Source organism: Methylobacterium sp. Leaf112, from assembly GCF_001423295.1.
GTDB lineage: Bacteria > Pseudomonadota > Alphaproteobacteria > Rhizobiales > Beijerinckiaceae > Methylobacterium.
In genome coordinates this window covers 1-22340 of record NZ_LMNG01000030.1, presented here as the reverse complement: position 1 = coordinate 22340, position 22340 = coordinate 1, and the positions used below count along the sequence as shown (strand labels likewise).

The 22340-nt window shown below is 67.7% G+C and carries 20 protein-coding genes, 2 tRNA genes and 1 rRNA gene; 13 read left to right on the top strand and 10 right to left on the bottom strand.

All coding sequences use genetic code 11. The annotated features are described in order from the left end of the window. The first annotated feature begins 88 nt into the window (after positions 1 to 88). The 4 genes from purF (at position 89) to ASF52_RS13935 (ending at position 4126) form a co-directional block, all read left to right on the top strand. On the top strand, positions 89 to 1579 hold the full coding sequence (purF, locus tag ASF52_RS13950) for an amidophosphoribosyltransferase (protein ID WP_056173078.1): 1491 nt from the start codon (positions 89 to 91) through the stop codon (positions 1577 to 1579). Between the two features lie 10 nt (positions 1580 to 1589). Beyond that, positions 1590 to 2339 carry an SDR family NAD(P)-dependent oxidoreductase gene (locus tag ASF52_RS13945; RefSeq protein ID WP_056173074.1) on the top strand — a complete coding sequence of 250 codons (750 nt, stop codon included), beginning with the start codon at positions 1590 to 1592 and terminating at the stop codon, positions 2337 to 2339. Between the two features lie 203 nt (positions 2340 to 2542). Continuing rightward, a complete protein-coding gene (locus ASF52_RS13940) occupies positions 2543 to 2950 on the top strand; it encodes a dihydrofolate reductase (protein ID WP_056173071.1) in 408 nt (135 codons plus the stop codon). A 57-nt stretch (positions 2951 to 3007) separates the two neighbouring features. Beyond that, on the top strand, positions 3008 to 4126 hold the full coding sequence (locus tag ASF52_RS13935; protein ID WP_056173068.1) for a carboxylate-amine ligase: 1119 nt from the start codon (positions 3008 to 3010) through the stop codon (positions 4124 to 4126). Between the two features lie 25 nt (positions 4127 to 4151). Here the strand turns inward: ASF52_RS13935 and der are convergent, their stop codons facing one another. The 3 genes from der to ASF52_RS13920 form a co-directional block, all read right to left on the bottom strand. After that, positions 4152 to 5504: a ribosome biogenesis GTPase Der gene (der, locus tag ASF52_RS13930; RefSeq protein ID WP_056173063.1), complete on the bottom strand. Its 1353-nt coding sequence runs from the start codon at positions 5502 to 5504 to the stop codon at positions 4152 to 4154. A gap of 43 nt (positions 5505 to 5547) precedes the next feature. Continuing rightward, on the bottom strand, positions 5548 to 6258 hold the full coding sequence (locus ASF52_RS13925; protein ID WP_056173062.1) for a tetratricopeptide repeat protein: 711 nt from the start codon (positions 6256 to 6258) through the stop codon (positions 5548 to 5550). A 111-nt stretch (positions 6259 to 6369) separates the two neighbouring features. Then, the gene (locus tag ASF52_RS13920) at positions 6370 to 6975 is read right to left on the bottom strand and encodes an NnrU family protein (RefSeq protein ID WP_056173059.1); all 606 of its coding nucleotides are present in this window, start codon (positions 6973 to 6975) and stop codon (positions 6370 to 6372) included. Between the two features lie 110 nt (positions 6976 to 7085). Here ASF52_RS13920 and ASF52_RS13915 point away from each other — a divergent pair, with 110 nt between their 5' ends. Further along, on the top strand, positions 7086 to 8261 hold the full coding sequence (locus ASF52_RS13915; protein WP_056173057.1) for a hypothetical protein: 1176 nt from the start codon (positions 7086 to 7088) through the stop codon (positions 8259 to 8261). Positions 8262 to 8270: 9 nt separating this feature from the next. On the opposite strand, the gene ASF52_RS13910 is transcribed toward ASF52_RS13915, so the two are convergent. Next, entirely contained in the window at positions 8271 to 8696 is a 426-nt protein-coding gene (locus ASF52_RS13910) for a DUF779 domain-containing protein (protein ID WP_056173055.1), read from the bottom strand. Positions 8697 to 8794: 98 nt separating this feature from the next. Further along, positions 8795 to 10315 carry an aldehyde dehydrogenase gene (gene adh / locus ASF52_RS13905; protein ID WP_056173052.1) on the bottom strand — a complete coding sequence of 507 codons (1521 nt, stop codon included), beginning with the start codon at positions 10313 to 10315 and terminating at the stop codon, positions 8795 to 8797. Between the two features lie 381 nt (positions 10316 to 10696). Between adh and ASF52_RS13900 the strand changes: the two genes are divergently transcribed. Both ASF52_RS13900 and ASF52_RS13895 read left to right on the top strand, forming a co-directional pair. Further along, positions 10697 to 11923 carry a multidrug effflux MFS transporter gene (locus tag ASF52_RS13900; protein WP_056173049.1) on the top strand — a complete coding sequence of 409 codons (1227 nt, stop codon included), beginning with the start codon at positions 10697 to 10699 and terminating at the stop codon, positions 11921 to 11923. Between the two features lie 97 nt (positions 11924 to 12020). After that, the gene (locus tag ASF52_RS13895) at positions 12021 to 12533 is read left to right on the top strand and encodes a DoxX family protein (RefSeq protein ID WP_244473819.1); all 513 of its coding nucleotides are present in this window, start codon (positions 12021 to 12023) and stop codon (positions 12531 to 12533) included. Between the two features lies 1 nt (position 12534). Here the strand turns inward: ASF52_RS13895 and ASF52_RS13890 are convergent, their stop codons facing one another. Then, a complete protein-coding gene (locus ASF52_RS13890) occupies positions 12535 to 13935 on the bottom strand; it encodes an MFS transporter (protein WP_056173044.1) in 1401 nt (466 codons plus the stop codon). A gap of 320 nt (positions 13936 to 14255) precedes the next feature. On the opposite strand from ASF52_RS13890, the gene ASF52_RS13885 reads away from it, so the two are divergent. From ASF52_RS13885 to panE, 4 genes are all read left to right on the top strand, one after another. After that, on the top strand, positions 14256 to 15140 hold the full coding sequence (locus ASF52_RS13885; RefSeq protein ID WP_056173041.1) for a DUF3313 domain-containing protein: 885 nt from the start codon (positions 14256 to 14258) through the stop codon (positions 15138 to 15140). Between the two features lie 173 nt (positions 15141 to 15313). Beyond that, entirely contained in the window at positions 15314 to 16807 is a 1494-nt protein-coding gene (gene guaB, locus ASF52_RS13880; RefSeq protein WP_056173038.1) for an IMP dehydrogenase, read from the top strand. Between the two features lie 85 nt (positions 16808 to 16892). Further along, entirely contained in the window at positions 16893 to 17312 is a 420-nt protein-coding gene (locus ASF52_RS13875) for an MAPEG family protein (protein WP_056173034.1), read from the top strand. 62 nt (positions 17313 to 17374) lie between these two features. After that, positions 17375 to 18319, top strand: a complete 945-nt coding sequence (gene panE, locus ASF52_RS13870; RefSeq protein ID WP_056173031.1) for a 2-dehydropantoate 2-reductase — start codon at positions 17375 to 17377, stop codon at positions 18317 to 18319. Here panE and ASF52_RS22980 read toward each other — a convergent pair. After that, positions 18313 to 18477, bottom strand: coding sequence for a hypothetical protein (locus tag ASF52_RS22980; protein ID WP_200918712.1), 165 nt, complete (start codon positions 18475 to 18477; stop codon positions 18313 to 18315). The two genes, panE and ASF52_RS22980, sit on opposite strands and share 7 nt — an antisense overlap. A 163-nt stretch (positions 18478 to 18640) precedes the next feature. Here ASF52_RS22980 and ASF52_RS13865 point away from each other — a divergent pair, with 163 nt between their 5' ends. Beyond that, positions 18641 to 19948, top strand: a complete 1308-nt coding sequence (locus ASF52_RS13865; RefSeq protein ID WP_056174082.1) for an RsmB/NOP family class I SAM-dependent RNA methyltransferase — start codon at positions 18641 to 18643, stop codon at positions 19946 to 19948. Between the two features lie 98 nt (positions 19949 to 20046). Then, positions 20047 to 21603, top strand: a complete 1557-nt coding sequence (gene guaA / locus ASF52_RS13860) for a glutamine-hydrolyzing GMP synthase (protein ID WP_056173028.1) — start codon at positions 20047 to 20049, stop codon at positions 21601 to 21603. Positions 21604 to 21900: 297 nt separating this feature from the next. Here guaA and ASF52_RS13855 read toward each other — a convergent pair. The 3 genes from ASF52_RS13855 to rrf form a co-directional block, all read right to left on the bottom strand. Continuing rightward, positions 21901 to 21977 (bottom strand) — tRNA-Met (locus ASF52_RS13855). Positions 21978 to 22117: 140 nt separating this feature from the next. Beyond that, positions 22118 to 22194: transfer RNA gene (locus ASF52_RS13850), tRNA-Met, on the bottom strand. A 63-nt stretch (positions 22195 to 22257) separates the two neighbouring features. Further along, a 5S ribosomal RNA gene (gene rrf, locus ASF52_RS23730) occupies positions 22258 to 22340 on the bottom strand; the annotation flags it as partial.

The following is a 22340-nucleotide window of genomic DNA, read 5'->3' as shown; positions in this document are numbered from 1 at the left end:
GACGCCGCTTACATGCTGGCTTCGCGCATGACGGCTTCGTGACGAGGCTGGCTGGCCCAGTACCGGGCAATCAGGGATCGACCGCACCATGTTGGCAGTGAAACCGAGTGCCGGTCCGGCCGCCGGGACCGTGGACGGCCTCGATCGTGACGGCGATACCCTGCGCGAGGAATGCGGGGTGTTCGGCATCTTCGGCCATCCCGATGCCTCGGCCATCGTGGCGCTCGGCCTCCATGCCCTCCAGCATCGCGGCCAGGAAGCAGCCGGCATCGTCTCCTTCGATGGCGAAGTCTTCCATTCGGAGCGCCGCCCCGGCCTCGTCGGCGATTCCTTCTCGGATGGCGAGACCATCGCCCGCCTGAAGGGCCGGGCCGCCATCGGGCATGTGCGCTACTCGACCACGGGCGGCACCATCTTGCGCAACGTGCAGCCCCTGTTCGCCGAACTGGCCAGCGGCGGCCTCGCGGTCGCGCACAACGGCAACCTCACCAACGCCCTGTCGATCCGCCGCGACCTCGTGCGCGATGGCGCCATCACGCAGTCGACCTCCGACACGGAGGTGATCCTGCACCTCGCCGCGCGCTCCCGCGCGCCGCGGATCGTGGAGCGGTTCACCGAAGCCCTGAAGCAGATCGAGGGCGCCTACGCCATCGTCGCGCTCACCAACAAGAAGCTCATTGGCGCCCGCGATCCCATGGGTATCCGGCCCCTGGTGCTGGGCGAACTCGACGGCCGCTACATCCTCGCCTCCGAGACCTGCGCCCTCGATATCATCGGCGCCAAGTTCATCCGCGACGTCGAGAACGGCGAGATCGTGGTGATCTCGGAAGAGGGCATCCAGTCGATTCGCTTCGCGCCGGCCCGGCCCATGCGCCCGTGCATCTTCGAGTACATCTATTTCGCCCGGCCCGATTCCGTGGTGAACGGCAAGAGCGTCTATTCGGTTCGCAAGAACATCGGTCACGAACTCGCCCGCGAATCGGCGGCCGACGCCGACGTGGTGATCCCTGTGCCGGATTCCGGCGTGCCCGCCGCCCTCGGCTTCGCCCAGGAGACCGGCCTGCCCTTCGAAATGGGCATCATCCGCAACCACTATGTCGGGCGCACCTTCATCCAACCGACGCAGTCCGTGCGCGAACTCGGCGTGCGCATGAAGCACTCGGCCAACCGCGCCGTGGTCGAGGGCAAGCGCATCGTACTCGTCGACGACAGCCTCGTACGCGGCACCACCTCCGTGAAGATCGTCCGCATGATGCGCGAAGCCGGCGCCCGCGAGGTGCATTTTCGCATCGCCTCCCCGCCGATCACCTACCCGGACTTCTACGGCATCGACACGCCCGAGCGCGAGAAGCTCCTCGCTGCCACGCACGATCTCGAGGGTATGCGCCGCTACATCGGCGCCGATTCGCTGGCCTTCCTCTCCATCGACGGGCTGTACAAGGCCATGGGCGAGGAACGCCGCGACGAGGCCTGCCCGCAATACACCGACCATTGCTTCACCGGCGACTACCCGACGAGCCTGACCGACATGGCCATCGCCGGTCCGCGCCGGCTGGCGATGCTGGCCGAAGCCGACTGAACGCGCGCCCATGATCGACCCGCAAAAACCCCTGGCCGGGCGCGTCGCCGTCGTCACCGGTGCGTCGCGCGGCATCGGCCGGGCCGCCGCCCTCGCCCTGGCGGAGGCAGGCGCCCACATCGTCTCCGTCGCCCGGACCCAGGGTGCGCTGGAAGAACTCGACGATGCCGTTCGCGCGGTGGGTTCGAGCGCCACCCTGGTGCCGCTGGATCTCACCGATTACGACGCCATCGACCGCCTCGGCGCCGGACTTCACGAACGCTGGAAGCGCCTCGACATCGTGGTGGGCAATGCGGGCATTCTCGGCAACCTCACGCCGCTCGGCCACGTCACCCCCAAAACCTGGACCCAGGTGATGGACATCAACGTCACGGCGAACTGGCGCCTGATCCGCTCGTTCGATCCGCTCCTGCGAATGTCCGATGCCGGTCGGGCGATCTTCGTGACCTCAGGTGCCGCCCAGAAGTGCAAGGCCTATTGGGGCCCCTACTCCGTCTCCAAGGCCGCCCTCGATGCCCTGGTCCGGACCTACGCCGCCGAAACCGAGACGACGCCGGTTCGTGCCATGCTGCTCAATCCCGGCCCCCTGCGGACGGACATGCGCCGCGCAGCCATGCCGGGCGAGGATCCCGAGACCTTGAGGACACCGGAGGATCTGGCGCCGCACATCGTCCGGTTGGCGAGCCCCGCTTGGACCGAAACCGGCAAGATCTTCGATTTTCCGAGCGACCGCGTGCTGACGCCCCAGATGGCGCGCTAGAGCTGTGCCCGACCACGTTGGGTCGGGACACATCGCGCGGCCTTTGTTTTGCCGCGCTTTCCCCGCCGAACCGGTATCCACTTTGGCGGAGAGCGCACTAAAAAAGTCCTCCGGGGCATGACGCACGCAACCGACGTGCCCTGACTTCTCCCGACAAGTCTTCGGTTCGGATCACCGTCTCATCACTAAGTGCCAGGTCCACCATGATCGACGTTCGCTGCATCTGCGCCATCGGCCAACGGGGCCAGCTCGGGCTCAACGGGCATCTCCCCTGGGAGGGCAACACCGATCCCCTCTTCGTCGAGGACGTCACGCGGTTCTTCGCCATCACCATGGGCCACGTGCTCATCGCCGGACCGAAAACCATCGCGTCGGTGCCCGACTTAGCGTTCAAGGACCGCACCATCGACGTGATCCGCAGCCACGAGGATCCCGAGGCGGTGCTGAAGCGGTATCCCGGCCGGCGCATCTTCGTGGGTGGCGGGATCAGCGTCTGGAACGTGTACGCCAAGTATATCCAGCACTGGGACGTGACCCGCCTGCCCTATGACGGCGAGGCCGACCGCTGGTTCGATCCCGCGTGGCTCGTCGGCGGCCCGCTCCGCACCTGACGGCACAAAGGACTACGCTTGCGGGTTGAGATGAGCCCTCCAGCCCCAAGGTCCCCGATGAGCTCGCATTCGTACCGCTTCGGCATCGAAGAAGAGTACTTTCTGGCCGATTCCGAGACGCGCGGCACGCCGGACCGGCCGCTCGGTGCTTTCCACGACGCGGCCGGGGCTGCCCTGCCGGAGATCGGCCGCGAGCTCCTCGAATCACAGATCGAGGCCTGCACGCCGCCCTTGGAAAGCTTTAGCGAGGCCCGCGAGACCCTCGCGCATCACCGGGCGATTCTGGCGCGGATCGGACGGGAGCACGGCGTCCTCGTCTTCGCCGCCGGCACCCATCCGGTCGCGGCCTGGGCGAGGCAGGTGGCGACGCAAGGCGAGCGCTACACCGGTATCCTGGAGGATGTGGGTCTGGCGGGTCGGCGCAGCCTGATCTGCGGCATGCACGTCCATGTCGAGGTGCCGGACCCCGACGCGCGGGTGGACCTCATGAACCGGCTGTTGCCATTCCAGCCCATCCTGCTCGCTCTCTCGGCCTCGTCGCCGTTCTGGCAGGGCCAGCCGACGGGACTCGCCTCTTATCGCCTCAGCGCCTTCGGCGAACTTCCGCGGACAGGCCTACCCGAGCTTTTCGCCGATACGAAAGCCTACGAGCGCTACGTTCGGATCATGACCCGAGCCGGTTCGATCCAGGATGCGAGCTTTCTGTGGTGGTCCCTGCGCCCTTCGATCAAATTCCCGACCCTGGAACTGCGCATCGCCGATTCCTGCACGCGGATCGACAACGCCATCACCATCGCGGCGCTCTATCGCTGCCTCGTTCGCTGCGCCGTGCGCCGCCCGGACCTGAACGCCGGCCTCGACGGCGTCTCGCGGGCGCTGGCGCAGGAGAACCTCTGGCGGGCGCAGCATGGGGGTACGAAGGCGGAGATGATCGACGAGGCGAGCGAGCAGGCCGTGCCATTCGGTGAAGCCCTCGACAGGCTGCTTACGCTGATCGTCGAGGACGCCGAAGCCCTGGGCTGTGTGGCGGAGGTCGAGGCCGCCCGCAGGATCGTCCGTGACGGCACGAGCGCGGAATGCCAGATCGCCGCTTTCGAAACGGTCCGATCCGATGACCGAAGCTCCCTCGGCGCGGTGGTGGATTGGCTAGCGGCCATCACGCGGGGCGACAGTTGAATCTACCGTGCGACGGAGTACCGGCTCAGCCCTTGTTGTCCTTGTCGAACGGGTTCTTCGAGGTCCGCAGGGACAGCCGGATCGGCACGCCGGGGAGCTCGAAGGATTCGCGTAGGCCGTTGACGAGGTAACGGGTGTAGGATTTCGGCAGGCCGTCGAGTTGGTTGCCAAACAGGGCGAAGTGCGGCGGGCGGCTCTTCACCTGGGTGGCGTAGCGGATCTTGATGCGGCGGCCCGAGACGGCAGGCGGCGGGTTGCGCTGGGTCGCAGCACTGAGCCAGTCGTTGATCCGCGAAGTGGAGACGCGTGTGTTCCACACCACCTCCGCGCCCGTCACTGCCTGCATGAGCTTGTCGATGCCCTCGCCGGCGAGGCCCGAGAGCGGCACCACGGGCACGCCGCGCACCTGCGGCAGCAGGCGGGTGCAGTCCTCGCGCAGCTTCTTCAAGAGGCCGTTCTGGTCGGCGACGAGATCCCACTTGTTGAGGCCGATGACCAGCGCCCGGCCCTCGCTCTCGATGAGATCGACGATGGTGAGGTCCTGCTTCTCGAACGGGATGGTGGCGTCGAGAAGCACCACCACCACCTCGGCGAAGCGCACGGCGCGCAACCCGTCCGACACGGCGAGCTTCTCGAGCTTGTCGTCGATGCGGGCTTTGCGGCGCATGCCGGCGGTGTCGTGGAGCTTGATCCGGCGCCCGCGCCAGACCCAGTCGAGGGAGATGGAATCCCGGGTGATGCCGGCTTCCGGGCCGACGAGGAGGCGTTCCTCCCCGAGCATCCGATTGATCAGGGTCGACTTGCCCGCATTGGGGCGGCCGACGATGGCGACCTTGAGGGAGCGGTCGGACGGATCCTCGTCCGCATCCTCCTCGTCCTGCGCCGGCAGGGCTTCGGTCAGGGCGTCGTGGAGTTCGCCGATGCCCTCGCCATGCTCGGCCGAGAACGGGATCGGATCGCCCAGCCCCAAGGAGAACGCCTCGTAGGCGCCGCTCAGGCCCGCGCCGCTCTCCGCCTTGTTGGCGATGAGGATGACGGGGCAGCCGGCCCGGCGCACGAGCTCGGCGAAGGGCTGGTCGGCGGGCAGGATCCCGGCGCGGGCGTCGATGACGAACAGCACCACGTCGGCCTCGAGGATCGCCGCCTCCGTCTGGGCGCGCATGCGGCCCAGCAGCGAATCGGCATCGGCCTGTTCGAGGCCGGCGGTGTCGATGATGCGGAAGACGAGGCCACCGAAGTTGACGTCGCCCTCGCGCCGGTCGCGGGTCACGCCGGGGCGGTCGTCCACGAGGGCGAGCTTTTTGCCCACGAGGCGGTTGAAGAGGGTCGACTTGCCGACATTCGGCCGTCCGACGATCGCGACGGTCGGCATGTCCATGGTGTGCTCGATTCAGTCGTACAGGATGGGGAAAGGCGTTTGGTCAGCGCGTCACGGGCAGTGGCGCGGCAGGCTCCGGCGTCGCAACCGTCACGGAGACCGGACCGCCGGCCACGAGGGCGGCATAGACCTCGATGCGCTGGCGAAGGTTCTGCGGCGCCTGCGGGTCGGCATTGATCTGGTCGAACCAGCGTCCGGCCGCCTCGTATTCGCCGCGCTTGAGAGCGACGAGACCGAGCATCTCGCGGGCGGTGTGGCGGAAGGCGCCGGTCGGCGCGGCGAGGCCCTGGAGGCTGGCGAGCGCCGCGTCGGGCTGCGGCCCGTCGAGGCGCAGGAGGGCGGCGCGGAGGCGAGCGAGGTCGCGCAGGGCATCGCTCACCCCGGTGTCGGCCGCAAGAGCGTCGTACTCGGTGGCGGCGGCAGCCCCGTCGCGCTTCGACGTCTCGGCGGCCGAGCGGAAGCGGGCGAGGAGGCGATAACCGCCCGGTGCGTCGCTGCGGAGCGCCGCGAACGCCCTGTCGGCCTCCGCGTTCTTGCCGTCGCGGGCAAGGCGGTTGGCGGCGTCGAACTGTTCGGAGGCCGCATCGGCGCGCACGCGCTGGTCGTGCTGCCAGTAGCGCCAGCCGCCGACGGCGGCCACGACGAGGATCGCCACGGCGATGATCGCGCCGCTGTAGCGACGCCAGATCTCGGCGACCTGATCCCGGCGATAGTCTTCGTTGACCTCGCGGATGAACTCGTTGTTCTCGGCCATGCTGTCTCACGCCGGCCGAGACGCGACCGACCGCTCAAAGGAAGAGGAAGGCCTGCGCCTAGCACAGGCCCGCGCCGTTGGCGACCGGTCTTCGCCGCGGGGCCGTCGTGCTCAGGCCTGCCCCGGCCAGGCGGCGACGCCGATGAGGATCGGGTGGAGGACCTTGCCGAATACGAACCACACGGCGAGACCCACAACCACCGCGATGGCATCGTTGCGCCATCCGGCCGGGGCCGCGACGACGCCATGTTGGGCAGCCACGGCCGTGGGGTTCAGGGCCCGACGCTTGGCGCTGATCCGGGCGACCACAGCCCAGGCGAGGAAGCTCCCGAACAGCAGGATCGAGCCGAGATCACCGTTGGCGAGGAGGTGGGCGGTCGCCCAGATCTTCACCGCGAGCAACATCGGATGCTTGGCCTTGGCTCGGATATGGCCCGGCAGGTACGCCGAGGCCAGGACGATGAAGGCCAGCAGGGTCAGGACGAGGGAGAGGTGGCGTGTGAAGACCGGCGGATTCCAGACGGCGATGTAGCCGGCCTGGCGATAGAGGTGAAAACCGTAGGCGATGAGCACGAGGCCGAGCACCGAGACGCCGGTGTAGACGAGCTTGTAGCGGCCCTCGCCGACATCGCCGATGACGCTCGCGCGCTTGGCCCGCGCCATGGAGAAGGCGTGCATGCCGAGGAACAGCACGAGGCCGAGGATCAGGATCAGCATGGTGGGCTTTCGTGCATCGGGATGTGGACAGCCGCCGAAAACGCGGCGTCGCGGCAATCAGTCTGTAACGGTTCAAAACCCAAACTCGACGGGATGTCCAGGCATACGCGATGACGCGCCTCATTCTTCGCACCCTCCTCGCGCTGGCGAGCCTCACGGACGCGGCCGGCGCGGCCTCGGAACCGCCGTTCTCGGCGCTGACACTCGTCGGACCCCCGACCGTGGTCTTCAAGGCGGGCCGCGATGCTTGCGATGGAGCGGACGTGCCGGATGCCTCCGCGCGGGCGTTCCGAGACGCTTCCAGCGCCGTCGCGCTCTATGGGATGCATTACCGGAACCGCGCCCTGCGGGGTCCGTCCCTCGACGCGCTCAAGCTCGACTGCGCCATCGTCCTCGATTCCGGTGAGAAGCCCGACCCGGCTCTGTACGACGACCGTTCGTGGGTCGCCGCCACCTGGACCGACGATGGCAAAGCCGTCGCCGCTCTCCTCCACCATGAATACCAAGCCAACGAGCATCCGGGCCGATGCCGCTCCAAGGTCTACCTGGAGTGCTGGTACAACACGGTGGTGGCCGCCGCCTCGACGGATGGCGGACAGCGGTTCTCGCGGGCGACGCCGCCCGTGGTTGTGGCCGGTGCTCCGTTCCGCCAGGAAGTCGAACAGGGCCGTCATCGCGGCTTCTTCAACCCGTCGAACATTTTTGGCGATGGGCGCTGGCGCTACATGTTCGCCTCGACCACCGGTTGGGATCTCAAGGGCAGCGACCAGGCGGCGGGGGTTTGCCTGTTCCGCACGGACGATCCCGCCGACCCGTCGCGCTGGCGCGCCTGGACCGGCACCGGCTTCACTGCAGCTTTCCCAGACCCCTACACCAAACCGGCGATGCATCTGGCGACGTGCAAGCCCGTGGCGCCCTTCCCCACCCCCGTGGGTGCGGTGGTGCGCCATCGCGGCAGTGGCGCCTGGATCGCAGTGTTCATGGCGCGAAAGGCGGCGGACTTCCCCGAATCCGGATTCTACTGGACGAGTTCACGCGATCTCGTGACTTGGGACCGTCCGCGCCTGCTTTTGGCGGGTGCGACCCTCTACGACGATCCCTGCGGCGCGTCGGCCGGTTTGATCGCGTATCCGTCGCTGCTCGACCCCGCCGCCATGGGCCGTAACTTCGACGACACCGGCGACACCGCGCTCCTCACCTATGTGACCCTGCGCACGGAGGGCTGCGCCATCACGTCGGATCGCGACCTCGTGCGCCGGCCCCTCGCCATCAAGGTCTGGCCGTGAGACCCGTGATCAGAGCTTGCAGGCTCCGGCGAGCGCCGTGTTCTCGGCGTCCGTGAACAGCCGCGAGCGGATGAGGAAGCGCCTGTCGCGGCCATTTTCGAGGGAGAACATCCCGCCGCGGCCCGGCACCACGTCGAGGATGAGGTGGGTGTGCTTCCAGACCTCGAACTGCGGCCGGCTGATCCAGAAATCGGCACCCGCCACGGTCCCGAGATGCACGTCGCTGTCGCCCGTGAGGAACTCGCCCTGCGGGTAGCACATGGGCGAGGACCCGTCGCAGCAGCCGCCGGACTGGTGGAACATCACCGGGCCGTGCTCGGCGCGCAACTCCTCGATGAGGGCGAGGGCCGCCGGCGTCGCGGTGACGCGAAGCGGCGTGCCGTCGTTGCCCACTTGATCGGCGGTGGTCTGTTCGCGGGTGGCAACGTCGCTCATCGGTCTGTCCTCGCTCGGGCGATCTGCCGAAGATATGGGGCGGATAACGAAAAAGCCCCGGCCTTCCGGCCGGGGCAAGGTGGTCTCGCGGTCGACGGTTAGAAGAAGCCGAGCTTCTTTGCCGAGTAGCTCACCAGCATGTTCTTGGTCTGCTGATAGTGGTCGAGCATCATCTTGTGGTTCTCACGTCCGATGCCGGACTGCTTGTAGCCGCCGAAGGCCGCGTGGGCCGGATAGGCGTGGTAGCAGTTGGTCCAGACGCGCCCGGCCTGGATGGCACGGCCGAAGCGGTAGGCGCGGGTGCCGTCGCGGGTCCAGATTCCGGCGCCGAGGCCGTAGAGGGTGTCGTTGGCAATCGCGAGGGCGTCGGCATCGTCCTTGAAGGTCGTGACCGAGAGGACGGGCCCAAAAATCTCCTCCTGGAAGATTCGCATCTTGTTGTGGCCCTTGAACACCGTCGGCTTCATGTAGAAGCCGTCCGCGAACTCGCCGTCCTTGACGTTGCGTTCGCCGCCGGTGAGGCACTCGGCGCCCTCCTGCCGGCCGATATCGACGTAGCTCAGGATCTTCTCGAGCTGTTCGGAGGAGGCCTGGGCGCCGATCATGGTGGCGGGGTCGAGGGGAGAGCCCTGCGTGATCGCCTCGACGCGCTTGATCGCGCGTTCCATGAAGCGGTCGTAGATCGATTCGTGCACCAGCGCCCGGCTCGGGCAGGTGCAGACCTCGCCCTGGTTGAGGGCGAACATCGTGAAGCCTTCAAGCGCCTTGTCGAAGAAGTCGTCGTCCTCGTTGACGACATCCGCAAAGAAGATGTTCGGCGACTTGCCGCCGAGCTCCAGCGTCACCGGAATCAGGTTCTGCGAGGCGTACTGCATGATCAGCCGGCCCGTCGTCGTTTCACCGGTGAAGGCGATCTTGGCGATGCGGGGCGAGGAGGCCAGCGGCTTGCCGCATTCCAGGCCGAAGCCGTTGACGATGTTGAGCACGCCCGGCGGCAGCAGGTCGGCGATGAGTTCGGCCACCACGAGGATCGACGCGGGGGTCTGCTCGGCGGGCTTCAGCACCACGCAGTTGCCGGCGGCGAGCGCGGGCGCCAGCTTCCACACTGCCATCAGGATGGGGAAGTTCCACGGGATGATCTGGCCGACGACGCCCAGCGGCTCGTGGAAGTGATAGGCTACGGTGTCGTGGTCGATCTCGGAGATCGAGCCTTCCTGGGCGCGCAGGCAGCCGGCGAAGTAGCGCCAATGGTCGATGGCGAGCGGAATGTCGGCGTGTGTGGTCTCACGGATCGGCTTGCCGTTGTCCCAGGTCTCGGCGAGCGCGATGAGATCGAGGTTGTCCTCCATCCGGTCTGCAATTTTGTTCAGGATGCGCGCGCGCTCGTTCGGTGCGGTGCGGCCCCAGGCCTCCTTTGCGGCGTGCGCGGCGTCGAGCGCCTTGTCGACGTCGGCAGCGTCCGAGCGGGCGACCTCACAGATCACCCGGCCGGTGATCGGCGAGGTGTTCTCGAAATAGCGGCCAGCAATGGGTGCGACCCACTGACCGCCGATGAAGTTCTCGTAGCGGGCGGAGAACGGGGACTTGGTGCCCTGGTTCAGGAATTCGGGCTTGTTCATGGTGCTTCCTCCGAATCTCGTTTTTATGCGTGCGGCAGACAAGGCCACACGACCGGCCGACGCAAGGTGGACCTTTGGCCAACCCGGATCGGCGTCCGCGCACCGGATGGCGTCCGGGCAGGGGGTGCAATGGTAGACCCGATCGCGGATCTTTGCGACCCGGGTTGGCGCGGCATCCGTCACCCCGTCATGCCTTCGACCCATGCCACTGCACGACCGACGGCCGGCCGATCGGGATCAAGCTCGCATGCAGGCCGTTAGGCCAGGGCTGTCCTTTCGTGCGGGTACGGTCACGCATTCCGATCCGTTCCGCTCCCAACTTCCGCTCCCGCGTCGAGGATCGCCTTGTCGTTGACACCCCCACCCGCCCCCGTAGCACCGATGCCTTCGGTCTGGAGCGGCCCGCGCTTCGGTGAGTTCGTCGGGATCGTCGCCCTGATGATGGCGGTGACCGCCATTTCCATTGACAATCTCCTGCCGGCGTTCCCCGAGATCCAGGCCGAGTTCGCGGTTGCGGATCCCAACCGGCTGCAATGGCTGATCTACGTCTACATGATCGGCTTCGGGGCGGCGCAGATCGTCTACGGTCCCGTCTCGGACACCTACGGGCGCCGGTCGGTGCTGCTCGTGAGCCTCTCGATCTACGTCGCCGGCACCGTGCTCGCCATGATCGCCCCGTCCTTCGCCTGGCTGCTCGCAGCGCGCGTCATCCAGGGCATCGGCGCGGCCGGCGGCCGGGTGCTGTCCACTGCCATCGTGCGCGACCGGTTCGCCGGGCGCGAGATGGCGAGCGTGATGTCGCTCGTGATGATGGTGTTCCTGATCGTACCGATGATCGCGCCGGCCATCGGCGGGGCGATGCTTCTTTTCGGCTCGTGGCATTACGTCTTCGTGTCGATGCTGGTGCTCGCCGGCCTCCTCGTCGTGTGGTTCTCCGCCCGGATGCCCGAGACCCTGCACCCGCAATACCGACGCCCGTTTTCCCTGCGCGTCGTCGGCCAAGCTGTGGCCGTCACGTTCCGCAACCGGGTGGCGGTGGGCTACGCCACGGCGCTCGGCCTGCTGACGGGCTGCATCATGGGCTATGTCGGCTCGGCCCAGCAGGTGTTCGACACCGGCCTCTATCATCTGGGTGCCCTGTTTCCCCTCGCCTTCGGACTCGTGGCCGGGGCCATGGGTGCGGCGACCCTGGTCAACGCCCGCCTCGTCCGCCGCCTCGGCATGCGACCCCTCTCCCATGCCGGGCTCACCGCCTTCGTCGCCGTCGCAATGGTCCAGGTGATGGCGGCCCTTGCCTATGGCGGGCGCCCACCCCTCGGCCTGTTCCTCGGACTTCTCGCCGCCAATCAGTTCCTGATCAGCTTCGCCATGCCGAACTTCAACGCCCTGGCCCTGCAACCTCTGGGGGAGATCGCCGGGACGGCCTCGTCCTTCCTCGGCTTCTACACCACGATTCTCGGTGCCCTGTGCGGCTTCCTCATCGGCCAGGCCTTCGACGGCACCGTCCTGCCCATCGGTCTCGGCTATGCGGCCCTCGGTGCCCTCGCCCTCCTGGTCGTCGCCTGGACGGAGCGCGGACGCCTGTATCGCGGGGGCGTTTCGGGATGAGCTTCCCGTTTCACCAGCGGCTTTCCGCGCCTTAACCCCGTCTTCAGCCCCCCAGGACATGGTTTGTTCTCAAACCAATCCAGACGGAGCCCGCGACGTGCCCGGCCGTACTCATGACGGACTGCTTCTCCTCGCCCGGCTGCTGCTCGCCGCCGCCCTCCTTCCGACGGGCATCGCTCGGGCGCTGAACGTCTCGGGCTTCGCCCTGACGCTCGCCGGAACAGGCCTGCCCTCGCCGAACCTCGTGGCGACGGCAGCCGTCGTCGTTCAGGTGTTCGGTCCCCTGGCGCTCCTCGTCGGCGTCCTGCCGCGCCTCACCGGCCTTGGTCTCGGAGGCTTCGCGGTCGCCATGGCGGTCCTGCTGCACCCGTTCTGGCAGTTCTCCGGGCCCGCCGCGGTGGCCGAGCGCACCCTGATGCTCGCGGATCTGGGGCTCGCCGGCGGGTTCCTCCTGTACGCTGCGACAGGTCCCGGCGCATGGAGCTGGCAGGGCTGGCGCCAGGGCGCGCGGCCTCAACCGAGACCCACCGCGGCGAGGGCCGCGGCACCGAAGGCGGCCTCGCGCGGCAAACGTCCCGCTGGACGCAGTCCGACCCGCGCGGCGGCGTAGATCACGGCGCCGGCGCGACCCGGCGATGCCCCGATACCTCCGCGCCCGCATCGGGCGCGAGACGACGGAAGGCGAAGACCGACAGGGCCGAGATCGCCGCGACGGCGAGGAAGGCCGGTCCGAAATCCTCCGCGTGGAGATCCGTTCGTCCGTGCCAGGCGGCATTGCCTTCCAGGGCGAGCGCTCCGAGCGAGACGCCGAGACTGAGCGACAGTTGCTGGGCGACGCTGGCGAGACTCGTTCCGGCGCTCATGTCCCGCGGTTCGAGATCCGCATACGCGATGGCGTTGACGCAGGTGAATTGAAGCGAGCGCACGCAGCCGCCGAGCAGCAGGGTGCAGACGATGATCGCGTGCGGCGTCTGCGCCGTGAACAGGCCGTTCGCGGCGAGGAAGCCCGCGGCGACGGCGGCGTTGATCAGCATCACCCGGCGAAAGCCGTAGGCCCGCAGGATGCGCGGACCGATGAGCTTGATCAGGAGCGCGCCGGCGGCGGCGGCGAAGGTGAGAAGGCCCGATTGCAGGGGATCGAGGCCGAACCCGATCTGCAGCATCAGGGGGAGCAGGAACGGAATCGCCCCGGTGCCGATGCGGAACAAGCTGCCCCCGGTCACGGCCGCGCGAAACGTCGGATAGCGCAGGAGATCGAGGCGGATGACCGGATGCGCCACCCTGCGCGAATGGCGGAGATAGAGCGATAGCAGGACGATGCCGGCGGCGAGGCACCCCCAAGAGACACCCTCGGGCAGGAGGTGGCGCCCCGTCGAGGCAAGCCCGAGCATCAGGGTCGCAAGCCCGAGACCCGAAAGCGCGAACCCGACGAGGTCGAGGGGCGGCCGCGCGGTCTCGCGTACGTTCTCGAAATACACGCTTGCCAGCACGATCCCGGCGAACCCGATGGGGATGTTGATGAGGAAGATCCAGCGCCAGTCGAGGTAGGTTGTGATCAGGCCGCCGAGGGGCGGCCCCATGATCGGACCGATGAGGGCCGGGATGGTGAGGTAGGCGAGCGCACTGACGAGCTCGCTCTTCGGCACGCTGCGGAGGATGACGAGGCGGCCGACCGGTACCATCATGGCGCCGCCGAGGCCCTGGAAGAACCGGGCGCCGACGAAGCCGACGAGGGAATCGGATGCCGCGCAGGCCAGCGACCCGGCCATGAACACCCCGAGCGCCACCCGGAACACCGTACGGGCGCCGTAGCGGTCGGCCATCCAGCCGCTGATGGGAATAAAGATCGCGAGGCTCACGAGGTAGGCGGTGAGCGCGAGCTTCAGGGCGATAGGGTCTTCGCCGAGGCTCCGGGCGATGGTGGGCAGCGCCGTGGCGATCACCGTCGCGTCGGTGTTCTCCATGAACAGGGCTGTGGCGACGACGAGGGGGACGATCTGAGACGGGCGCATCGGACGGCAACAAGTCCCGGATGGGCCATCGGGTTGCACCTGCGGCGAGAGAAACTTATCGGCTACGTCCCGATTCCTGAGAGCGGTGTGCCGTTCTGTTGGCGTATGGTGGATGAACGCAGCCGGAACCGTGCCGGAACTGCGTGGCGCTTCCGCCACACGCAGCCGCAACAGCGGGCGGAGGGGCGTCGAACGCCTTTCCACGTGGTCGTCCCCGCCGCTAAGCTGTCGCCCAACACGGACCGTCTGGTACCGTTCGAGGGCATGTCTGCCCCGGATGCGCCGAGCCGCCGTTCCCGTACTTCCGTCAAGGTTCCTGGATGCCCTCGCGCTTCGAACGTCGTCTCAGGGTACCCGGCATGACCGCCGGTTTCGCCCTGATGCTCGCCATGGCCGGCTGCGGCACGGTCCTCCTGAACGATTCCGGCTCACTCACCCGCTACGACCGTCTCGTCGGCAGCGAAGAGGTCGCCACCCGGGCGAAGCTCTACATCGACCGTGCCGCCACCGCCGCCGCACGAACGATCCGGATCATCCCGACAACGTTTTCCGAGGCCGTCTCAGGTCCCGGCCTGACGTCCGTGGAGCGTCGCCTCGTCGCCAACGCCGCGGACCGGGCGCTCTGCTACGAACTGTCTCTGCGTTACGACGTGGTCTCGGGCCGCAAGGCGGACCTGACCGTGCGCGCCGCCGTCACCCGCGTCGAACTCACCGGATTGCCGGCTGCGGGGGCCACCATCGCCACCTCGGCCGGCGTCAGCATCGCATCGCAGGTCGGTGTCGGCTTCGCCACGTCGGTGGGCCGCGTCCCGATCCCGCGGATTCCCATCGGCCTCGGCAGCATCACCATTGAGGCGGAGGCCCTCGACGGCCGCCACGAACAGCGGGCCGCCATGGTGTGGGGCGGGGCCGCCAATTCGTTCACGAGCCAGCCGCGCTTCTCGCCCATCAGCGACGCCTACGACCTCGCTGGCGAATTCGGACAGGATTGGGGCGGCTACCTCGCCACCGGCGTCGATCCATTCAAGGCACCGCTGGCCATCCCGAGCTACGACCGCATCCGCATCACGACCCTCGGCGAGGCGCCCCTCGACCCCGATTGCGAGGCCTTCGGCCGTGCGCCGGGCGTCGACGGCATCGCGGCGGATTACATCGGCCTGCCGCCGGAATACACCGACAAGGGCCCCCTCGCGCCCGTCCGGTGACCGAACGGCTCGGACCGCGCGGCCGGTGAGCCATGCGGACGGGGGATATCCTCGTGCCGCCCGCGGATTCCGCCTTTGCGCGGGTCGGGCCCGCATGATACTGGCCCTTGCCAACTCGATGACGCCGAAGAGGTCCACGGACCCGGCGTCTCACCCCTTCTGGGAGTTGGTTCATGGCCCGCATCACCGCAGATTCCATCATCGAAGGCCTGACCTTCGACGACGTCCTCCTGCGCCCCGCCGCCTCCTCGGTGATGCCCACCGAGGTGAACGTCGCGAGCCGGCTCACCCGCACCATCCACCTCAATCTGCCGATCCTGGCGTCCGCCATGGACACCGTGACGGAAGCGCCCATGGCCATCGCCATGGCGCAGAACGGCGGCATGGGCGTCATCCACCGCAACCTCGAGCCGGACGAGCAGGCCGAGCAGGTCCGCCTCGTCAAGAAGTACGAGTCGGGAATGGTGCTCAACCCCATCACCATCCACCCCGACGAGACCCTGGCCGACGCCTTCGCGCTGATGAAGCAGAACCGCATCTCCGGTATTCCGGTGGTGGAGCGCGGCCCCAACGGCTCGCGCGGCAAGCTCGTCGGCATCCTCACCAACCGCGATGTGCGCTTCGCAACGAATTCCTCCGAAACCGTCGCCGAACTGATGACCCGCGACCGGCTCATCACCGTGCGCGAAGGCGTGAACCAGGACGAGGCGAAGCGCCTCCTGCACCAGTTCCGCATCGAGAAGCTCCTGGTGGTCGACGACCACTACCGCTGCATCGGCCTCATCACCGTCAAGGACATCGAGAAGCAGGTCGCGTATCCGGGCGCCGTGAAGGACGAGCAGGGCCGCCTGCGCGTGGCGGCGGCCACCACCACGGGCGACAGCGGATTCGAGCGGGCCGAGCGTCTCATCGATGCCGGTTGCGACGTGGTCGTGGTCGACACCGCCCACGGGCACTCGATCAAGGTGCTCGACGCCGTGCGCCGGGTGAAGCAACTCTCCAACACCGTGCAGATCGTCGCCGGCAACGTCGCCACTCGCGACGGCGCCCAGGCCCTCATCGACGCGGGCGCCGACGCCATCAAGGTCGGCATCGGCCCGGGCTCCATCTGCACCACCCGCATCGTCGCCGGTGTCGGCGTGCCCCAGCTCACCGCCCTGATGGAGGCCGTCGAGGCGGCCGACCGCGCCAACGTGCCGGTGATCGCCGATGGCGGCATCAAGTACTCGGGTGACCTCGCCAAGGCCATCGCGGCCGGCGCGTCCGTGGCGATGCTGGGCTCCCTCCTGGCCGGTACCGACGAGGCGCCCGGCGAGGTTTTCCTGCACCAGGGCCGCTCATACAAGAGCTACCGCGGCATGGGCTCGGTCGGCGCCATGGCCCGTGGCTCGGCCGATCGCTACTTCCAGGCGGAGGTCAACGACACGCACAAGCTCGTCCCCGAGGGCATCGAGGGGCAGGTGCCCTACAAGGGACCGGTGGCCGCGGTGCTGCACCAGCTTGCCGGGGGCCTTCGCGCTGCCATGGGCTATGTCGGCGCCCCCACGATCCCGGAGTTCCAGGACAAGGCGCAGTTCGTCCGCATCACCAATGCGGGCCTGCGCGAGAGCCATGTCCACGACGTGACCATCACCCGCGAGAGCCCGAACTACCCCGGACGCGGTTGAACCCCACCCGACGAACAATCTCGCCCCGTCCAGTCTCCCGCGTGCCCCGGGCGCAGGAGTTTCATCACGCGCGGATGACTCAACCATGACGGTTCCGGCCATCCTCGCACCGGCCTTCGCGCAGGTGTTCCTCACCTTCGCGCTGCTGTTCTGGATGGGGCATGTCCGCTTCGCCGCGTTGAGGGCCGGCACCGTTCGGGTCGGCGACATCGCCGTCGGCCAGAGGACTTGGCCAGATCGCGCCCAACGGGCGGCCAACGCCTACGCGAACCAGTTCGAACTGCCGGTTCTGTTTTACGCCCTGGTGCCGCTGGCACTGTACACCCGGAAAGCCGACCTGCTGTTCGTGGTGCTGGCCTGGGTCTTCGTCGCGACGCGGGCGGTCCACGCGGTTCTCTACGTCACGACCAATCCGCTCTCGTATCGCTTCCAAGCCTTCGCCGCCGGCGTGGTGGTCCTCCTGGTGATGTGGAGTGTGTTCGCCATACGAATTCTGGCGAGCTGATACGCCCGGGGCGTATAGAAACTTTCCAGAGAGAACGTCCTCGAATCGAAAGGGATCGTCCCATGCGCGTACTCGTCGTTGGTGCCGGAGCCACCGGAGGATATTTCGGTGCCCGGCTGGCCGCGATCGGCCGGGACGTGACGTTCCTCGTTCGCCCGGCGCGCGCGGAGAAGCTCGCTGCGCGTGGCCTGAGCCTGAAGAGTCCACACGGCGACCTGACGCTTTCGTCGCCGAAGACCGTGACGGCGGCGCAGCTGGCCTCGGCCGGCGCCTTCGACCTCGTGTTCCTCAGCTGCAAGGCCTACGACCTCAACGCAGCTCTCGTGGACGTCGCCCCCGGCATCGGCCCGGAGACGGCGATCCTGCCCGTGCTCAACGGCATGCGCCACCTCGACGCCCTCGAAGCCCGGTTCGGGTCGGAGCGCGTCCTCGGAGGAACCTGCGCCATTGCGGCGACGCTCGGAGCGGACGGCACCGTCCACCAGATGAACGAACTGCACACCCTGACCTACGGCGAGCGCGACGGCAGCCTGTCGCCGCGCATCGAAGCCATCGACGCCCTGATGCAAGGCGCGACCTTCGACCCTCGCCTGAGCCAGACCATGATGCTGGAAATGTGGGAGAAGTGGACTTTCCTGGCGACGTTGGCCGGATCGACCTGCCTCATGCGATCGACCATTGGAGACATCGTCTCGGCCCCCGGCGGGCGGGACTTCATCGAGGCCCTGCTTGAGGAGTGCCGTAGCATCGCGGCGAGCGCTGGCCATGCCCCCCGCGAGAAGTTCGTGGCGCGAACCCGCGCCACCCTCACGGCGGACGGGTCGGGGTTCACCGCCTCGATGCTGCGCGACATCGAGAACGGGGCCCGGATCGAAGTCGACCAGATCATCGGCGACCTCATCGCACGGGCGCCCGACACGGCCGGGCATCCCTTGCTCGACCGTGTCCACACGCATCTGAAAGCCTACGAGGCCCGGCGCACTCGCGAAGCCACGACGGTTCAGTAGCGCGGTCCGGGCGGCGGTGGATTGCCGTATTCCAGCTGCGTCTTCGCGTCGAGCCGGCGCGGCGGCGGGGTCGGATCGATGGCGGCCGGGGCCGTCGCGCAAGCGGCGACGAAGAGCAACAGGAGTCCGGCAAGGCCAAGATGGATGACGGGGGGCATGGGGTTCTCTAAAGCTCCGGGCACCAACCGATGTGGTCCCGCTGCCTTCGTGCCCCGGAATAGTGCCAGAAGCTCGACACCCCTGTGACCCCGCCGCGCTTTAAGCGTGGCCGTATCACGGCATTCGCCCGACCCTCGTGATCCCGCCCGGAGGACCTTCGCCCTGACGCCCCCCGCCCGCCTCTCCGCCGCCATCGAAGTCCTTGCCGACATCGCCGGACGCCGTCGCCCCGCCGCCGATGCCCTCAAGGATTGGGGCCTCGCCCACCGCTTCGCCGGCTCGGGCGACCGGGCTTCCATCGCCAGCCTCGTCTACGATGCCCTGCGCCGGCGGGCGTCCGCCGCCTGGATCATGGACGACGAGAGTCCGCGCGCCCTCGTCATCGGCATGCTGCGCCTCCAGCATGGGCTCGCGGCCCCCACCATCGCAGCCCAGTTCTCGGGCGATCGCTTCGCCCCCGCGCCGTTGTCCGATCACGAACGGACCCGCCTCACCGATGCGAGCTTGGCGCAGGCGCCCGACCACGTCGCCGGCGACGTGCCGGAATGGGTGCTGCCCGCCCTCGCAACGACATTCGGCGACGCGCTGCTCGACGAGTTGCGGGCCCTGGCGCGCCGCGCGCCCCTCGATATCCGGATCAACACCCTCAGGCAGAGCCGTGAATCGGCCATGGCGGGCCTGACCCATCTCGCCCCGGCGACGACGCCCCACGCGCCCAACGGCCTGCGTATCCCCATCGGCGAGGATGGGCGCGGCCCCGCTCTGCATGTCGAGCCTGAATTCCTCGGCGGGTGGTACGAGATCCAGGACGAGGGTTCGCAGCTCGCGAGCCTGCTGTCCGGCGCGAAGCCCGGCGAGACCGTGATCGATCTCTGCGCGGGGGGCGGCGGCAAGACCCTGAGCTTGGCGGCGATGATGGGCAATGACGGACGACTGGTCGCCAGCGACGACGATCCACGTCGCCTTGCACCCATTCACGAGCGTCTGCGCCGGGCTGGAGCCCGCGCCGAGATCCGGACCCCGCGCGGCGGCCGGGCTCGGACCGATGTTCTGGCGGACCTCGACGGTACCGCGGATCGCGTTCTCGTGGACGCGCCCTGCACGGGCTCCGGCACCTGGCGCCGCAATCCCGATGCGAAGTGGCGGATGCGGCCGGGAGCGCTTACCGCCCGCGTCAACGAGCAGGCCACGGTGCTCGACCGCGCTGCTGCCCTGGTGCGTCCGGGCGGACGCATCACCTACGTCACCTGCTCCCTGCTGCCGGACGAGAACGATGCGGCGGTCGCTGGCTTTCTCGCGCGCGCTGGCGACGCCTTCGCGGTGGTGCCGGCAACGGCCGTGGTGGCTGGGGAGAAGCCCGATCTCGGCCCGTTCCTGCGGTTCACCGAGCACGGTTTGCAGATGAGCCCGGCTCTCACCGGCACGGACGGATTCTACCTTGCGACTCTGGAGCGCAAGGCGGGCAGCTGACACCCGAACCGCAGAATCCCCAGACGGTTGCGGTTCCTGCACGGCGCACATCGCTCCATCCGTTGCACCGTGCGTGAGCCTCGTCTAACTCCGGTTCCATGATCACCGACCACGACAAGATCCTCATCGTCGATTTCGGCTCCCAGGTGACGCAACTCATCGCGCGACGTGTGCGCGAGGAGGGCGTCTACTGCGAGATCGTCCCCTTCACCAAAGCCGCCGAGGCATTTGCCGAGTCGAAGCCGAAGGGCGTGATCCTTTCGGGCGGTCCAGAATCGGTGACCACGGACGCTTCGCCGCGAACGCCGCAGATCGTCTTCGATTCGGGCGTCCCGGTCTTCGGCATCTGCTACGGTCAGCAGACCATGGCGGCCCAACTCGGCGGCGAGGTCGAGGCCGGACACCATGCCGAGTTCGGCCGCGCCGAGATCGAGATTCTGTCGGATTGCCCCCTGTTCAAGGGCGTCTGGCATGTGGGTGAGCACTACCCCGTCTGGATGAGCCATGGCGACCGGGTTACGAAGCTGCCGGACGGCTTTACCACCGTCGCCATGTCGAAGAATGCCCCCTTCGCGGCGGTCGCCGACGAATCGCGCAATTACTACGCGGTCCAGTTCCACCCCGAGGTGGCCCACACCCCGCACGGGGCGCTGCTCATCCGCAACTTCGTCCGCGACATCGCCGGATGCTCCGGCGATTGGACCATGGGCGCCTATCGCGAAGAGGCCATCGCAAAAATCCGCGAACAGGTCGGCTCGGAGAAGGTGATCTGCGGCCTGTCCGGCGGCGTCGATTCCTCCGTGGCGGCGGTGCTGATCCATGAGGCCATCGGCGAGCAACTCACCTGCGTCTTCGTCGATCACGGGCTTCTGCGCATGGGCGAGGCCGACGAGGTCGTGCGTCTGTTTCGCGACCACTACAACATCCCGCTGGTCCACGTGGAGGCGCAAGGTCTGTTCCTCGGCGAGCTCGAGGGGGTCAGTGATCCGGAGATCAAGCGCAAGACCATCGGCCGCCTGTTCATCGACGTGTTCGATGCCGAGGCGAAGAAGATCGGCGGCGCCAAGTTCCTGGCCCAAGGCACCCTCTATCCGGACGTGATTGAGAGCGTGTCGTTCACTGGCGGTCCCTCGGTGACCATCAAGAGCCACCACAATGTCGGTGGCCTGCCCGAGCGCATGAACATGCAGCTCGTCGAACCCCTGCGCGAATTGTTCAAGGACGAGGTCCGGGTGCTTGGCAAGGAACTCGGATTGCCGGACGCCTTCGTCGGCCGCCATCCCTTCCCGGGACCGGGCCTCGCCATCCGCTGCCCCGGTACCATCACAGGGGAGAAGCTGGAGGCTCTGCGCAAGGCCGATGCGATCTACTTAGACGAGATCCGCAAGGCCGGCCTCTACGACACCATCTGGCAGGCCTTCGCCGTGATCCTGCCGGTGAAGACCGTGGGCGTGATGGGTGACGGGCGCACCTACGACCATGTCTGTGCGCTGCGCGCTGTCACCTCCGTCGACGGCATGACGGCGGACTTCTACCCATTCGATATGGCCTTCCTCGGTCGTGTTGCGACCCGCATCATCAACGAGGTCAAGGGCATCAACCGAGTGACCTACGACATCACCTCGAAGCCCCCCGGCACCATCGAGTGGGAATGAGGCGGACCGAACGCCGGACCCGATCCACCTCTGTCGGAACGTATGTGCAGGATTACCGAATAGGAAGCACCCGCGCTTTGTGACGACTACGGTGCGGAGGAACGACAGCGTTCTTCACGCCCCCCGATCCAGAGATCCCAGTCGGGTGCCCGGGGTCGTCGAGGGGCCCCTACCCTCTCAGGCCTTCTCGTTATTGGTTCGCTTGACCAGGCGGGCCCTACCCGCGGCTGATCAGCTTGGCACAGCGAAAAGCCCCCGACCGTGAGGTTGGGGGCTTTTGGTTTGTTGTTGTGATGTTGGTTGCGGGGACAGGATTTGAACCTGTGACCTTCAGGTTATGAGCCTGACGAGCTACCGGGCTGCTCCACCCCGCGCCAGGGNGAAAGACCGCCTGTGAAGGTGTTGTTGCCCGTCAGCGTCAGCGTGGGGCCACCCGTGAACCCCGCGGGCTCCTTGGCACAGCGAAAAGCCCCCGACCGTGAGGTTGGGGGCTTTTGGTTTGTTGTTGTGATGTTGGTTGCGGGGACAGGATTTGAACCTGTGACCTTCAGGTTATGAGCCTGACGAGCTACCGGGCTGCTCCACCCCGCGCCAGGGTGTTTTGCCTTTTGGGCAAGTTCGGATCGTCTGGAGGGGATGTGATGTGCTGTGCAGGTCTGGCGGCGACCGACTCTCCCGTGTCTTGAGACACAGTACCATRGGCGCTGGTGCGTTTAACGGCCGAGTTCGAGATGGGA